Source organism: Novosphingobium sp. BL-A-28-Hi1-0D (genome assembly GCF_055521755.1).
In genome coordinates, this window is sequence record NZ_CM145502.1 from 3,016,687 (window position 1) to 3,030,840 (window position 14,154).

General features: G+C 63.7%; 12 protein-coding genes. 10 read left to right on the forward strand and 2 right to left on the reverse strand.

The window, feature by feature from the left end; all coding sequences use genetic code 11:
- Position 1: 1 nt before the first annotated feature.
- Positions 2-1,492, reverse strand: coding sequence for an amidophosphoribosyltransferase (purF, locus tag ACZ1JW_RS14605; protein WP_465141102.1), 1,491 nt, complete (start codon positions 1,490-1,492; stop codon positions 2-4).
- 266 nt (positions 1,493-1,758) lie between these two features.
- On the opposite strand from purF, the gene ACZ1JW_RS14610 reads away from it, so the two are divergent.
- The 10 genes from ACZ1JW_RS14610 (at position 1,759) to ACZ1JW_RS14655 (ending at position 12,213) form a co-directional block, all read left to right on the forward strand.
- Positions 1,759-2,697 (forward strand): MASE1 domain-containing protein, encoded by a 939-nt coding sequence (locus tag ACZ1JW_RS14610; RefSeq protein WP_465126070.1) that lies wholly within the window; start codon positions 1,759-1,761, stop codon positions 2,695-2,697.
- 118 nt (positions 2,698-2,815) lie between these two features.
- Positions 2,816-4,057, forward strand: coding sequence for a lipoprotein-releasing ABC transporter permease subunit (locus ACZ1JW_RS14615; RefSeq protein WP_465126069.1), 1,242 nt, complete (start codon positions 2,816-2,818; stop codon positions 4,055-4,057).
- Between the two features lie 6 nt (positions 4,058-4,063).
- On the forward strand, positions 4,064-4,723 hold the full coding sequence (locus ACZ1JW_RS14620; RefSeq protein WP_465141103.1) for a hypothetical protein: 660 nt from the start codon (positions 4,064-4,066) through the stop codon (positions 4,721-4,723).
- Complete coding sequence (locus tag ACZ1JW_RS14625; RefSeq protein WP_465141104.1) at positions 4,716-5,390, forward strand: ABC transporter ATP-binding protein; 675 nt, start codon at positions 4,716-4,718, stop codon at positions 5,388-5,390. The genes ACZ1JW_RS14620 and ACZ1JW_RS14625 overlap by 8 nt, the downstream gene beginning before the upstream one ends.
- Positions 5,391-5,440: 50 nt before the next feature.
- Positions 5,441-5,704 carry a hypothetical protein gene (locus ACZ1JW_RS14630; RefSeq protein WP_465141105.1) on the forward strand — a complete coding sequence of 88 codons (264 nt, stop codon included), beginning with the start codon at positions 5,441-5,443 and terminating at the stop codon, positions 5,702-5,704.
- A 73-nt stretch (positions 5,705-5,777) separates the two neighbouring features.
- Entirely contained in the window at positions 5,778-6,011 is a 234-nt protein-coding gene (locus ACZ1JW_RS14635; protein WP_465126066.1) for a hypothetical protein, read from the forward strand.
- Entirely contained in the window at positions 6,008-6,496 is a 489-nt protein-coding gene (locus ACZ1JW_RS14640; RefSeq protein ID WP_465141106.1) for a glutathione peroxidase, read from the forward strand. Before ACZ1JW_RS14635 ends, ACZ1JW_RS14640 begins: the two co-directional genes overlap by 4 nt.
- 73 nt (positions 6,497-6,569) lie before the next feature.
- Positions 6,570-10,160 carry a DNA polymerase III subunit alpha gene (dnaE, locus tag ACZ1JW_RS14645; RefSeq protein ID WP_465141107.1) on the forward strand — a complete coding sequence of 1,197 codons (3,591 nt, stop codon included), beginning with the start codon at positions 6,570-6,572 and terminating at the stop codon, positions 10,158-10,160.
- A gap of 20 nt (positions 10,161-10,180) precedes the next feature.
- Positions 10,181-11,797, forward strand: a complete 1,617-nt coding sequence (locus tag ACZ1JW_RS14650) for a long-chain fatty acid--CoA ligase (RefSeq protein WP_465141108.1) — start codon at positions 10,181-10,183, stop codon at positions 11,795-11,797.
- A 2-nt stretch (positions 11,798-11,799) separates the two neighbouring features.
- Positions 11,800-12,213: a DUF1330 domain-containing protein gene (locus tag ACZ1JW_RS14655; RefSeq protein ID WP_465141109.1), complete on the forward strand. Its 414-nt coding sequence runs from the start codon at positions 11,800-11,802 to the stop codon at positions 12,211-12,213.
- 857 nt (positions 12,214-13,070) lie between these two features.
- On the opposite strand, the gene ACZ1JW_RS14660 is transcribed toward ACZ1JW_RS14655, so the two are convergent.
- Positions 13,071-14,138, reverse strand: coding sequence for a PA0069 family radical SAM protein (locus ACZ1JW_RS14660; protein WP_465141110.1), 1,068 nt, complete (start codon positions 14,136-14,138; stop codon positions 13,071-13,073).
- Between the last annotated feature and the right edge of the window lie 16 nt (positions 14,139-14,154).

Genomic DNA, 14,154 nt, shown 5'->3' on the forward strand with positions numbered 1-14,154 from the left:
GTCAGGCGACCTTGCCGACCGGCAGCGAGAGCTGGTCGGGATTGTCGCGCTCGGCAAGGTCGGTCAGCTTGGTCGGGTATTCGCCCGAGAAGCAGGCGTCGCAGTATTGCGGGCAGGCGTTGTTGCGCTCGGCCTCGCCGACGGCGCGGTAGAGGCCATCGATCGAGACGAAGGCGAGGCTGTCGGCGTGGATGAACTCGGCCATGGCGGCAACGTCCATCCGCGCGGCGAGCAGCTTCGAGCGTTCGGGCGTATCAACGCCATAGAAGCACGAATGCTCGGTCGGCGGGCTGGCGATGCGCATGTGCACTTCGGCCGCGCCCGCATCGCGCATCATCTGCACGATCTTGAGGCTGGTGGTGCCGCGCACGATCGAATCGTCGATCAGCACGATGCGCTTGCCGGCAACGAGCGCGCGGTTGGCGTTGTGCTTGCGCTTCACGTCGGCGTTGCGCGCGCCGTCCGAGGGCTGGATGAAGGTACGGCCGACATAGTGCGAGCGGATGATGCCAAGCTCGAACGGAATGCCCGACTGCTGGGCATAGCCGAGCGCGGCAGGAACGCCGCTGTCGGGCACGGGGATGACGAGATCGGCGTCTGCCGGGCTCTCCATCGCCAGCTGCGCTCCGATGGCCTTGCGCACCTGATAGACCGAGCTGCCGCCCATGACCGAGTCCGGGCGGCTGAAATAGACGTGTTCGAAGATGCAGGGGCGTGCGTTGGGCGTGCCGAACGGGCGGTGCGTGCTCAGGTTGCCATCCAGATCGACCTGAATCAGTTCGCCCGGCTCCACCTCGCGAACGAAGTCAGCGCCGACCACGTCGAGCGCAACCGTCTCGCTGGCGAAGACAATGGCGTCGTTCAGCTTGCCCATTACAAGCGGGCGGATGCCGAGCGGATCGCGGCAGGCGATCATGCCTTGCGGCGTCATGCAGATCAGCGAGTAGGCGCCTTCGACAAGGCGCAGCGCATCGACGAAACGGTCGAGCAGGGTGGGGTAGCGGCTCGTCGCGACGAGGTGGATGATCACCTCGGTGTCCGACGTCGACTGAAAGATCGCGCCCTTGCGGACGAGGTCGCGCTTGAGGAAAGTGGCGTTGGAGATGTTGCCGTTGTGGGCGATCGAGAATCCGCCCGAGGCGAGATCGGCAAAGAGCGGCTGCACGTTGCGCAAGCCAGCACCGCCGGTGGTCGAATAGCGGACGTGGCCCGAGGCCATCGTTCCGGGCAGTTCGGCAATAGCCGAGCCGGTGGAGAAGTTCGCCGCGACGTGGCCGATGCCCTTGCGCTGGTAGAACTCCTGCCCGTCGAAGCTGGTGATGCCGACAGCCTCCTGCCCGCGATGCTGCAGGGCGTGGAGGCCGAGCGCGACTGTCGCAGCGGCGTCACGAACGCCGAGTACGCCGAAGATGCCGCACTCCTCGCGCAGCTTGTCGTCATCGGCACCGATATCCCACGGTGCTGCGTCGCGAAATTCTTGATCTGTGGTCATGGGTCCCGTGGACTCGCGTGGGCGCGTGCGCGCCGGCCGATTGCTGGCGCCCAAATGGCGACGTTTGCCGCCAATGGCAAGGGCAAGGTTCGCGAGTCCCGCCGAAGCAGGCAACCGAGGCGTGGAACCGCGACACATCTCGTGCGTAGTTGCAGCCGCGACACGGCATTCCGGTCAGCCGCTCTCCTTGCGGATTATGCCAGCCTAGCAAAGACATGCATCCGACGGACGGGAATTCTTAACTACCATGCGCGATATCCAGGGGCATGCGCCTCGCACAGATCCTGGCAGGACCCGTCAGCACAGCCATCGCCTACGCGGTGCTGGCCTATGGTGCGGTGCATTTCGGGCGCTTCACCGGCGGCGTCGCGATGGTCTGGCTGGCCAGCGCGGTGCTGTCGGCACGATTGGTCCACGAACCGTCGCGCGAGTGGTGGCGATGGCTGGTGCTCTGCGGAATCGCAAGCATGGCAGTCACCGGCTTCTTTGGCCTCGGCTGGGCCTGTGCCTTTCCCTTTGCCCTCATCAACATGGCAGAAGCCGTGCTCGTGGCGCTGCTGTGGCGATCGATCACAAGGGCGTTCTGGCCGCACGACATCCTCGAATGGGTGGGGTCTTTCTATATTGGCATCGGCCTGACCGTGCCCTCGCTGACAGGCGCGGCCGCTTCGCTGGTTGCGTGGCTTGTTCTGGATCAGCCACCGGTCGAGAACTTCACGCGGTGGATCATCGGCCACGCGCTCGGGCTCGTCGCCTGCCTGCCGGTGTTTCATTTCGTCTATCACCGGCTTTCCCGAGGGCGCAGCTTCCTGCCCCCTGCCAGCCAGTGGCCTCTGGCGACTCTGGTGTTCGGTTCATTCATGCTGTTGACCGTGCTCGTCTTCGCGCTGGACATGCGCGCCTTGCTGGTCTTCCCGTTGGTGTTTCTGGTGATCGCCTCTGCCCTTGCGCCCGCAGCGATCACGACGCTGATGCCGCTGCTGCTGATCGTGATCGGGGGCACGATGACCGTCATGGGCCATGGCCCCATTGCCGGAATGGACATCGGGTTCGGCGATCGCATCCAGTTCTTCCAGCTTTACGTCGGCGTGACCGTGCTGGCGGCGTTACCCTTGTCGTGCGAGCGCCATCGCAGGATCGTCGAGAAGCGCGCGATGGAATCGCGCATTGCCGAACTCGAGCGCTCCCTGCCCACGTTTGGCTAGAGCAACGCATCTCAGCGCAAGCATTGCCGTTTGCCCCGCTCCGGCCTACATCGGCCGGGGTTGCGGCGCTTGGCGCTCGATCCATCTCTAGGCCGTCTTCCTGCCAAAGGACCCCTGCTTGATCCTGTCTCCATTCGAATGGACCATCGCCAAGCGCTACATGCTGCCGGGGCGAGGGGAAGCGTTCATCGCCCTTGTTGCGGGCATCAGTCTGGTCGCGGTCATGCTCGGCGTGGCCGCGCTCGTCATCGTGATGAGCGTGATGAACGGTTTTCGCGCCGAACTGCTCGACAAGATCGTCGGGCTCAACGGCCATGCGATCATCCAGGCCTACGGCGGGCGGCTTGATGACTGGCAGGACATCCTCAAGAAGGTCGAGGCGACGCCTGGCGTCACCCATGCCTCTCCGCTTATCGAGCAGCCGCTGCTGGCAAGCTTCAACGGCCGGGTCGAGGCGATCCTCGTGCGGGGCAACACCGCCGACGACATCAAGCGGCTCGACGACAAGCGTGTCGATGGCGTGATCGCCTCGTTGCGACCGGGTTCAGGCAATGTCGCCCTTGGCTCGCGCCTCGCACAGAACCTCGGCGCGCGTGTGGGAGACAGCATCACCATCATCAACCCGCAAGGTCGTGCAACGCCGTTCGGCACTGTCCCGCGCGAGATTGCCTACACCGTCTCGGCCATCTTCGAAGTCGGCATCTACGACTACGACAATGCCTATGTTGTCATGCCCATTGCCGATGCGCAGACACTGCTGCTGACCGGCGACTCCATCGGCATGATCGAAGTGACTACGACCAACGCCGATACCGTCTCGGAGACGCTGGCTCCGATCACGAAGCAGCTAGAAGGCACTGCAGTCGTCACCGACTGGAAGACGATCAACGCCAGCCTGTTTGAGGCGCTGGCGGTGGAGCGCGTGGCGATGTTCATCGTGCTCTCGATCATCGTGCTGGTGGCGGTGTTCAACATCCTGTCGTCGCTGATCATGCTGGTCCGCGCCAAGACCCGCGACATCGCGATCCTGCGCACGATGGGGGCGACGCGGAAGAGCCTGCTCAAGATCTTCGTGACGATCGGCTTCGTGATCGGTGCGCTGGGCACGCTGTCGGGCCTTGCGCTGGGCTTCGTGTTCCTGTTCTTCCGCCAGCCCATCGTCAACGCGATCCAGTGGCTGACGGGGCAGAACCTGTGGGACCCCTCGATCCGCTTCCTTACCGAACTGCCGAGCCGGTCCGACCCTGTGGAGATCACCACGATCAGCCTGATGGCCCTGCTGTTCTCCTTCCTCGCCACGCTCTACCCGGCGCTCAAGGCCGCGAGTACGGACCCGGTTCAGGTGCTGCGTTATGAGTGACAAAGCGTGAGAGTTGAGCAGAAGGTCGGTGCTCGCGGCAGCCTGAAGTGGATTCAGCAAGCTGTGAATCAGCAGTGGTCGTCTCTAGAAGATCCAATTCTCAAGGCTGTTGGCGGGCAAAAGTTGGCATGGCTCTCGCCTTTGGCCGAAGATGATTTCGCCGAGTATCGCGATGCTGCGTTCGTGGAGCGCTTGGGACTGGCACATCTAGCCAGTCCGCTTGCTGAATTCTGGCCGCGTCGCGGCCCACAATGGGATGCACTGGCGAGAGTTGACAACGGCGCGGTCGTCCTGGTCGAGGCCAAAGCTCACGTTCGGGAGTTTTGCACTCCTCCATCAGCCGCAGGTGAAACGTCGCTCGCAGTTATTGAGGCGAGATTGCGCGAGGTGGCCATAGACCTTGGTGTCGTTGGCTCTGTTTCCTGGAGCAAAGTCTTCTACCAACTAGCCAATCGGGTTGCCCACCTGTGGTTTCTGAGAAACGCGGGAGTGGATGCCTATCTGGCCCTAGTAGGCTTTGTCGGTGATGATGACATGTCCGGGCCTGGAACCGCCGAGGTCTGGGAATCTGTTGCTGAAGTGGCCTTCTTTGCGATGGGTCTGCCAAGAAAACACAAACTTGCCCGATACATCATTCACGTTAATCCGGTGATCCCAAATGATTAGTCCCGTCGTCAGATTGCGCGATCTGCGCCGTTCGTTCAGCCAAGGCGGGGTGACAATTGACGTCCTGCGGGGCGTGAATCTCGAGATACGTCCGGGCGAGATCGTTGCGCTGCTGGGGCCTTCCGGCTCGGGCAAGTCGACCATGCTTCAGGCAATCGGCCTGCTCGAAGGCGGCTTTTCCGGGCTGATCGAGATTGCGGGCACCGATGCTTCGAAGCTTTCGGGCGATGATCGCACTGCGCTGCGGCGGGATCACCTCGGGTTCGTGTACCAGTTCCACCATCTGCTGCCCGATTTCAACGCGATGGAGAACGTCGTGCTGCCGCAGTTGGTGGCGGGCAAGAATCGGGCGCAGGCCGAGGGCAGGGCGCGGGAGCTGCTTTCGGCGCTGGGCCTTGCGCAGCGGCTCGACCACCGGCCAAGCCAGCTCTCCGGCGGCGAGCAGCAGCGCGTTGCCGTGGCGCGCGCTCTGGCGAACCGGCCCGAGATGGTGCTGGCCGACGAGCCGACCGGCAACCTCGACGAGGCGACTGCCGACCGCGTGCTGGAGGAGTTCCTCAAGCTGGTGCGCGGCGAAGGCAGTTCGGCGCTGATCGCGACCCACAACGAGCGTCTCGCCTTGCGCATGGACCGCGTGGTTCGGCTGCACGAAGGCGTTTTGCAGTAGGGATACATCGTCTCCTGCACGCGTTTTCACGGGCAGAAGGAGATCGTATCATGAATACAACGATCCGCGCCGAGGCGGCCGATGCTGCATCGTTCTGGAACGACCATGCCGTCGTGCTGCGCCGGGAAGCGGCAGACGGCGTCTTTCACGGCTTCGCCTCGCTCCACGCCGGGACTTTTGCCGACATGGTTCGCATGGTCGCCCGGATGCCTGAAGCCGAACGCGCTACGCTGGTGATCGAGAAGTCGGGCGACCGGCAGTACGGCCCGGCCGAAATCCTTTCGCTGTCGCACCGCATCGACTTTCCTGCCTGATTTGCCCCTGATGATTAGCCGTTGATCCGGTCCCCTTGTCGTGCGAACCATTTGCGCGACAAGGGGAGAATTCATGTCCGGTCTTGATTGGGATGCGCAGGGAACACTGCATGAGCGCGACGATGGCGGCTCGGAACTTCAGTACAATTTCAATGCGCTCAAGAAAGGGACCTTGCGCGAACTTGTCGCCGAGGTTGCTGCGATGGATGCCGCACAGCGTGCGCGTCTGGTCATCGACGTGGCGGGCGGAAAATCGCTCAACGTGGTCGAAATACTCGAACTCGCAGCCAAGGGAGGGATCGCGTGAGCGGACCTGCGACCATTGCCGATTTCAAGGCGAAGAAGCCCAACGGTGAAGTGATCGACCTTGCCGAAAAGAAGGGCAAGGTCCTGCTGGTGGTAAACACCGCTTCCAAGTGCGGCTTCACCCCGCAGTACGACGGGCTCGAGAAGCTGTGGAAGGACTATGGCGACAAGGGTTTCGAGGTGCTGGCCTTCCCCTGCAACCAGTTCGGCGGGCAGGAACCGGGCACGGCGGACGAGATCGAAAGCTTCTGCAAGGTAAACTTCGGCCTCAGCTTCCCGCTCATGGCCAAGATCGAGGTCAACGGCGACAACGCCGACCCGCTCTACGACTGGCTCAAGAAGGAAGCACCGGGGTTGCTCGGCACCAAGGCGATCAAGTGGAACTTCACCAAGTTCCTGATCGGCCGCGACGGCAAGGTGGTGCGCCGCTATGCGCCGACCGACAAGCCGGAGAGCATTGCGAAGGATATTGAAAAGCTGCTCTGAGCACGCTGACGGTTCGGGGGAAAAACAGGCCGCGCCTCTCGCAAGAGCGCGGCCTTTTTCCTACCTTGAAGGGATGCCCCACGCCCCTTTCGTTCCGCTTCGCATCTTCTCGTCCTACACGATGCTCGATGGGGCGATCGATCCAAAGGCTATTGCCAAGACAGCGGCGGAGCGGGGGTTTCCGGCGGCGGCGATTACCGATCGTAACGGGCTCTATGGCAGCGTCGCCTATGCCAAGGCGTGCAAGGACATGGGCGTGCAGCCGGTTATCGGCACGATGCTCGCCGTGGCACGGCCGGATCGCGACGGGGCGGCGACGGGTTTCGGGCCTGCAGCGCCCACCGTGGACTGGCTTGCGCTCTATGCGCAGGATGCGCGGGGCTATGACAACCTGTGCCATCTCGTCAGCCGGGCGCACCTTGATCGGCCGCTGGAGTTCGAGGCGCATGTCGTGCTCGCAGACCTTGTCGGTCATACCGATGGGCTGATCTGCCTGACGGCTGCGGGCGAGGGCGCGCTGGCGCGACTGCTGGGCGGGCAGCAGCAAAGTGCCGCGGAAGCCTATCTCGACCGGTTGCAGGAGCTGTTCCCCGAGCGGCTCTACATCGAGATCGCGCGACGGAAAGAGCCGGTGGAGGAAGCATCGGAAGAGGCGTTGATCGACCTTGCCTATGCCCGCAACCTGCCACTGGTGGCGACCAATCCCGCCTGCTTTGCCGAGCGCGGGTTCTATGATGCGCACGATGCGATGTTGTGCATCGCCAGCTCCACCCATGTCGACAGCACCGACCGCCCGCGTTCCAGCAAGGAATGGTGGATCAAGCCTGCCGAGGTGATGGAGGAGCTGTTCAAGGACTTGCCTGAAGCGCTCGCCAACACGCTCGTCGTGGCGCAGCGCTGCGCGGTGATGCCGCCCAAGCGCAAGCCGATCCTGCCCAGCCTTGCCGGCGATCAGGAAGGCGAGGCGCGGATGTGTGCCGAAGACAGCCGCAAGGGCCTCGTCCTGCGGTTGAAGCCCTATTATCCAGAAGCGGCCCACGCCGAACTGGAGCGCGTGCTGTGCCTCGGCCCCGATGCCGAACCGGACGCCGCCGATTACCCGCAGCTCAATGTCGCGGGCGTGTGGGAGGAAGTGCTCGGCTATCGTGACCGGCTTGAGTTCGAAGTCGGCATCATCAACCGCATGGGTTTTGGCGGCTACTTCCTGATCGTGGCCGACTTTATCAAGTGGGCCAAAGAGCAGGGCATTCCGGTCGGGCCGGGCCGTGGATCGGGTGCAGGTTCGCTGGTGGCCTGGGCGCTGACCATCACCGACCTCGATCCGATCAAGCTGGGCCTGCTGTTCGAACGCTTCCTCAATCCGGAACGCGTTTCGATGCCGGACTTCGATATCGACTTCTGCGAAACCCGGCGTGGCGAGGTTATCCGCTATGTCCAGCGCAAGTACGGGCTGGACCACGTCGCGCAGATCATCACCTTCGGCAAGCTGAAGGCCCGCGCCGTGCTGCGCGATACCGGGCGCATCCTGCAGATGAGCTATGGGCAGACCGACCGCCTGTGCAAGATGGTGCCCAACCATCCGACCGACCCCTGGCCGCTGCCGCGCGCACTGAATGGCGTGCTCGAACTCAAGCGCGAGTATGACCGCGATCCCGAGGTCAAGCGCCTGATCGACCTTGCGATGCAGCTTGAAGGCCTGCCGCGCAACAGTTCCACCCACGCAGCGGGCGTGGTGATCGGCGACCGGCCGCTGGCGCAACTCGTGCCGCTCTACCGCGATCCGCGTTCGGACATGCCGGTCACGCAGTTCGACATGAAGCATGTCGAGGATGCGGGGCTGGTCAAGTTCGACTTCCTCGGCCTGAAGACGCTCTCGGTCCTGCGCAAGGCGGTGGACCTGATGGCCAAGCGCGGGATCGAGATCGATCTGTCCGCGCTCGCCTGGGATGACGAGCAGACCTACAAGCTGCTGCAATCGGGCGACACGGTTGGCGTGTTCCAGCTGGAATCCGAAGGGATGCGGCGCACGCTGGCGGCGGTGAAGCCGACCAACTTCGGCGACATCATCGCGCTCGTCTCGCTCTATCGTCCGGGTCCGATGGACAACATTCCGCTGTTCGGACGGCGCAAGAACGGGCTCGAAAGCATCGAGTACCCGCACGAGAAGCTCGCGGGCATCCTGTCGGAGACGTACGGGATCTTCGTCTATCAGGAACAGGTCATGCAGGCCGCGCAGATCCTCGCGGGTTATTCGCTGGGCGATGCCGACCTTCTGCGCCGCGCGATGGGCAAGAAGGTGCAGGCGGAGATGGACGCGCAGCGCCAGCGCTTCGTCGATGGCTGCAAGACCGTGTCCGACATTCCGGCGGCCAAGGCCAACGAGCTGTTCGACTTGATCGACAAGTTCGCAGGCTACGGCTTCAACAAGAGCCACGCTGCCGCTTATGCGCTTCTGGCCTACCAGACGGCGTGGCTGAAGACGCACTATCCGCACGAGTTCTATGCCGCATCGATGTGCTTCGACATGCACCAGTCGGAAAAGCTCTCGGTCTTCGTCGACGACATGCGGCGCAACGGTGTGGCGCTAGCCGGGCCGGACATCAACCATTCCGAGGCCGAGTTTACCGTCGAACGGACGCAGGACGGCTTTGCCGTGCGCTATGCGCTGGCGGGCCTGCGCAATGTGGGCGAGAAGGCGATGGAGCAGATCGTCGAGGAGCGCGAAGCGAACGGGCCTTTTGCTTCGCTCGACGACCTGTTCAAGCGCATTCCGGCAGGATCGATGAACCGGCGTCAGCTGGAAGCGCTGGCGGCGGGGGGCGCGCTCGATTGCCTTGAGCCTAACCGTGCCAAGGTGATTGCCAATGCCGAACTGCTGATGGCAGTGGCTGACGAGGCGGCGCGTTCGCGCACGTCCGGGCAGGGCGGGTTGTTCGGCGGCGATGATCATGCCGCACCTGCAACGCGTCTTGCCGAGACCAAGCCATGGAGCCGAGCCGACCAGATGGCGGCGGAGCGCGAGAACTTCGGTTTCTACTTCGCTGCGCATCCGGTGGAGGAATATCGCGCGGTCGCGTCAGCAAACGGCGCGCGGTCCTATGGCAGCCTGATGACCGGGACCGGCGAGCCGGGCGGGCGCTCGGGCGCGGTCATGGCGGCGTTGGTGGAGAACGTGCAGAAGCGCAAGACGAAGAAGGGCAAGGACTTTGTCATGGCCGATTTCTCCGACAGTTCGGGCCTGTTTTCGGCTTCGTGCTTCGAGGAGAGCCTGGTCGAGCCGTTCCAGCAGTGGGCGCGCGATGGCACTTGCGTACTGCTCAACGTCGAGCTGGACCGGCCCAATCCCGACGAAGCGCCGCGCGTGACGGTGCGCGGGGCGCGTCCGCTGGCATCGGTGACGAGTGCCTCGCGGATGCAGTTGAAGCTCGACGTCAGCAAGCCTGAGGCGATTTCCGAACTTGCGATGCTGCTGCCGCGCGAACCCGGCGGCAAGGGCGAAGTCCTGGCGCGGCTGCGCACCGGCGGGCCGAAGGAGCCACTCGTCAGGCTCGGCAATGATTTTAAACTGGACAGCGACTTAATCGAACGATTGATTCCCATAGATGGACTTGCCAATGTGGCGCTGACCGCAAGACCGGAAAGGCATCTGCGGCTCGTCGAATAAGAAAACGAACGGAGAGAGCGATGCAGCAACTGGGCGCGATGCAGGACTGGAAGCTGCGGGTCACACATCTGATAGACCACGCCGCGCGCGAGCATTCGGAGCGCGAAATCGTCAGCCGCTGGGCCGATGGCAGCGAGACCCGGACAAACTGGGCGGGCATCCGCCACGACGCGCTGCGGATGACGCAGGCCTTGCGCAAACTGGGCGTGCAGCCGGGCGACCGGATCGCCACGCTGGCGATGAACCATCACCGGCATCTCGTCTCGTGGTACGGCGCAGTAGGCGTCGGCGGTATTCTTCACACTCTCAACCCGCGGCTGTTCGACGATCAGCTCGATTACATCGTCAATCACGCCGAAGATCGGGTGATGCTGTTCGACAAGCAGTGGGCGCCGATCGTGGAGCGGATGAAGCCGCGTTGGCCGACGGTCGAGCATTATATCTGCTTCGACAGCAGCGAGCCTGCGCTGCACTTCGAGGAGTGGATCGGGTCCGAAGACGGGCAGGCCGAATGGCATGACGGGGACGAGCGCGATCCGTGCATGCTCTGCTACACCAGCGGCACCACCGGCAATCCCAAGGGCGTGCTCTACGAGCACCGCTCGACCATGTTGCATGCGCTGAGCGCGATCAGCCCGCCGGTGTTTGGCATGGATTGTCGCTCGGTCATGTTGCCGATCGTGCCGATGTTCCACGCTGCAAGCTGGGGCCTGCCATGGGCGGGCGCGGCGGCGGGGGCGAAGTTCGTCTATTCGGCGGTGAACGATGGCGCGGTGCTGTGCGAGCTGATGAACCGCGAGAAGGTGACCTGCTCGGCCGGCGTGCCGACGGTCTGGCTGGCTTTGCTCCAGCATGTCGACGCGCACAACGGCGGTGAGATTCCGGCGAGCCTGCAGACCATCGTCACCGGCGGCTCTGCCATGCCGCGCGCAATGATCGAGCGTTTCATGCGCGCAGGCTGCCGCGTCGCCCATGCCTGGGGCATGACCGAAACCTCGCCCATCGGCACCACCGGGGCCGAGACGTGGAACTGGGACGAGTTGGACTTCGACGAGCAGGTGACGGTCAAGGCGATGCAGGGGCGTCCGCCGTTCGGGGTGGAGATCCGCTGCGTCGATCTCGATGATCCGGACAAGGTCCTGCCGCGCGATGGCGTGACGGCGGGGGCATTGCAGGTGCGCGGGCCCTGGGTGATCAAGCGCTATTTCAAGGCCGAGGCCGATGCAGTGGTGGCGGGCCAGTGGTTCGATACGGGTGACGTTGGCGTGATCCATGGCGATGGCACCTTGCAACTGACCGACCGGACCAAGGACGTGATCAAGTCGGGCGGGGAATGGATCAGCTCGGTCGAGCTGGAGAACGCGGCGATCGGGCATCCGGCGGTGGCAGAGGCGGCCGCGATCGGCGTGTATCATCCCAAGTGGGACGAGCGGCCCTTGCTGGTCGTGGTAAAGAAACCGGGCGTAGAGGTGTCGCAGGACGATATCCGTGGGTTCCTGGCCAGTCATGTCGCCAAGTGGTGGGTGCCTGACGCGGTCGTGTTCGTGGACCAGATCCCGCACACCGGCACCGGCAAGATCAGCAAGAAGGACCTGCGCGATCAGTTCCGCACTTTCGCATGGGACAAGGTGGCTTGAGCATGTCCGAGGTTTATATCGATCCGAGCCGCGAGAACTTCGATGTGTTCAAGTCGCTGCCACGCGATACGCCGCTGCACATGCTCAACCTGATCAGGTTCCGCGAACTGGCCGAGTACCCCGAAGGTCATCCCAACCATGGCAAGGGCCTGACCGGGCGCGAAGCTTACGCGATCTACAAGGATGCGTTTCAGGCGCTGGTGAAGGATTCCGGCGCGGCGATGGTCTGGCACGCGCCGATGGAATGCGTCGTCACCGGTCCGCAAGGGGAGTGGGACGAGGCGTTTGTCATGGGCTACCCCGATGCAGGAGCGTTCTTCGCGATGGTGAAGGACGAGGCCTATGCGCGCGATGCCCTGCCGCATCGGACGGCGGCGGTGGCGGATAGTCGGTTGATCCGGTTTCGGGGGGCATAGCGTTTCGCGGGGGGTGGCGTCGGATGCCCACCCCGCTGCGACTAACTTCACTGCGTTCGTCAAGTCTCGCGGCCCTCCCGCCTGCGGGAGGGCTGGATGTAAGCGCTGCGTGTCTCGCCCCTCCCGCAAGCGGGAGGGGCTGGGGGTGGGCATCGCGGATACGCGATAAAGCAAAGCATCCGCTGGCGAGTGCGGACGGTAACGCCGGTGGGAAAGCACAGATCGCGCGACCGGTGCGGTGCCGTTGTGGCACGCGCGGGAAGGGCGCGGGACCGGTTGCGAGTGGCCGGGGGGCGGTTCCGGACCCCTTGTCGGCTCAGCCTGAGGGCGGACATATGTGAAAGGACGAAGCTTTGGCAGCGGCTCGCGGGCTGCCTTGGCTTCTTGGCAAGCGGCTGCGTGAAAAGAACCTGTCGTTTGTGCTGACACTGTCGCACAATCATGGCGGGTTCCGCATCCGCAGCGTCGCTCAGGGTTCGGCGCCGTGCTATCAGCCCTGGGTTGTCCTGTCTGTCCTTGGGTAACGACAGGGTTTGCCCGGTGGGTCTGGGCTTAACGCCCCACATTGAACCCGCACGTACCTGCCGCACCGATCGCGCCGGAGGCTTCGGCAACGCCTAACCTCCGAAGGGAGAGGAGCGGGTTGGCCTTTTGCCCTCTCCTGACCTGTGGGTGGGGCGTATAACCTATATGGTTCTTTTTGTCAAGGTATTCTCGCACCACCCTTCATCGTCATCCCGGGCTTGACCCGGGATCCCGCTTCCTTGGTTCACAGGAAGCGCAGAAGCAAAGCCTAGCCCCGGGTCAAGCCCGGGGCGACGACGATGTTTCAAGGTGAGGTTTGACAGGAGGGGAGATCAGAACAGGTCCAACTGTCCGTTCGGGCTGGGCTTGCGAAACTGCGAGCAGTCGAGATCGACGTGGGCCTTGCCGATGGCGTGTTTGCGGCATGCTACGCGGAAGCGGGTGCGGATGAGGTCGGCCCAGATGCCGTTCGGCTTCATGCGGGTGCAGAATTGCGCGTCATTGTCCTTCCCGCCGCGCACTGCCTGGACGATGGCCATGACTTTCGACGCGCGGTCGGGGAAGTGGGTGTCGAGCCATTCGCGGAACAGCGGGGCGACTTCGTGGGGCAGACGCAGCATGATCCAGCTGGCCGAGCGCACGCCGCGTCTGGCCGCTTCTTCGAGGATGCCTTCCATGAATTCGTCGGTGATCGCAGGGATGACCGGGGCAACCGAGACGTGCGTAGGCACGCCTGCCGCGACCAGTTTCTCCAATGCCTCCAGTCGCTTGACAGGTGAGGAAGCGCGCGGTTCGAGCAGGCCGGACAGGCGCGGGTCGAGACTGGTGACCGAGATTCCGACGGCGGTGAGGCGGTGGCGGGCAAGATCTGTCAGAAGATCGAGGTCGTCGAGCACGCGGGCCGATTTGGTGGTGATCGTGACCGGGTGGCGCAGTTCGAGGCAGAGTTCCAGCACCTCTCGCGTGATGCGGTAGCGGCCTTCGATGGGCTGGTAGGGATCTGTGTTGGTGCCCATAGCGATGGGCGCGGGTTTGTATCCGGGCTTGGCGAGGGTTTCGCGCAGGAGCCTCGCCGCATCGGGTTTGGCGAAGAGCTTCGTTTCGAAATCGAGGCCGGGTGACAGGTCGTGGTAAGCGTGGGTGGGGCGGGCGTAGCAATAGACGCAGCCATGCTCGCAGCCGCGATAGGCATTTACCGAACGGTCGAACGGAATGTCGGGCGAGCGGTTGAAGGTCAGGATCGAGCGGGGGTGTTCCTCGGTTACCGTGGTGCGCAGCTTGGGGCCGGGGCCGTCAATCTCCTCGCGCGCGTCGAGCCAGTCGCCGTCAGCCTCGCGCGTGGCGAGGCCGAAGCGGGTGGGGACATGTGCGGATTGCGCGCCTCTGCCATGGACTGCCATGGCGAGTTTGGAACAT

What these genes read in the sequence shown, in the direction of transcription:
- dnaE (WP_465141107.1), top strand. Translation starts at nt 6,570, where the DNA reads ATGCCCCACGCCCCTTTCGTTCCGCTTCGCATCTTCTCGTCCTACACG.
- ACZ1JW_RS14655 (WP_465141109.1), top strand. Translation starts at nt 11,800, where the DNA reads ATGTCCGAGGTTTATATCGATCCGAGCCGCGAGAACTTCGATGTGTTC.
- ACZ1JW_RS14660 (WP_465141110.1), bottom strand. Translation starts at nt 14,138, where the DNA reads ATGGCAGTCCATGGCAGAGGCGCGCAATCCGCACATGTCCCCACCCGC.
- ACZ1JW_RS14635 (WP_465126066.1), top strand. Translation starts at nt 5,778, where the DNA reads ATGTCCGGTCTTGATTGGGATGCGCAGGGAACACTGCATGAGCGCGAC.
- purF (WP_465141102.1), bottom strand. Translation starts at nt 1,492, where the DNA reads ATGACCACAGATCAAGAATTTCGCGACGCAGCACCGTGGGATATCGGT.
- ACZ1JW_RS14650 (WP_465141108.1), top strand. Translation starts at nt 10,181, where the DNA reads ATGCAGCAACTGGGCGCGATGCAGGACTGGAAGCTGCGGGTCACACAT.
- ACZ1JW_RS14625 (WP_465141104.1), top strand. Translation starts at nt 4,716, where the DNA reads ATGATTAGTCCCGTCGTCAGATTGCGCGATCTGCGCCGTTCGTTCAGC.
- ACZ1JW_RS14630 (WP_465141105.1), top strand. Translation starts at nt 5,441, where the DNA reads ATGAATACAACGATCCGCGCCGAGGCGGCCGATGCTGCATCGTTCTGG.
- ACZ1JW_RS14610 (WP_465126070.1), top strand. Translation starts at nt 1,759, where the DNA reads ATGCGCCTCGCACAGATCCTGGCAGGACCCGTCAGCACAGCCATCGCC.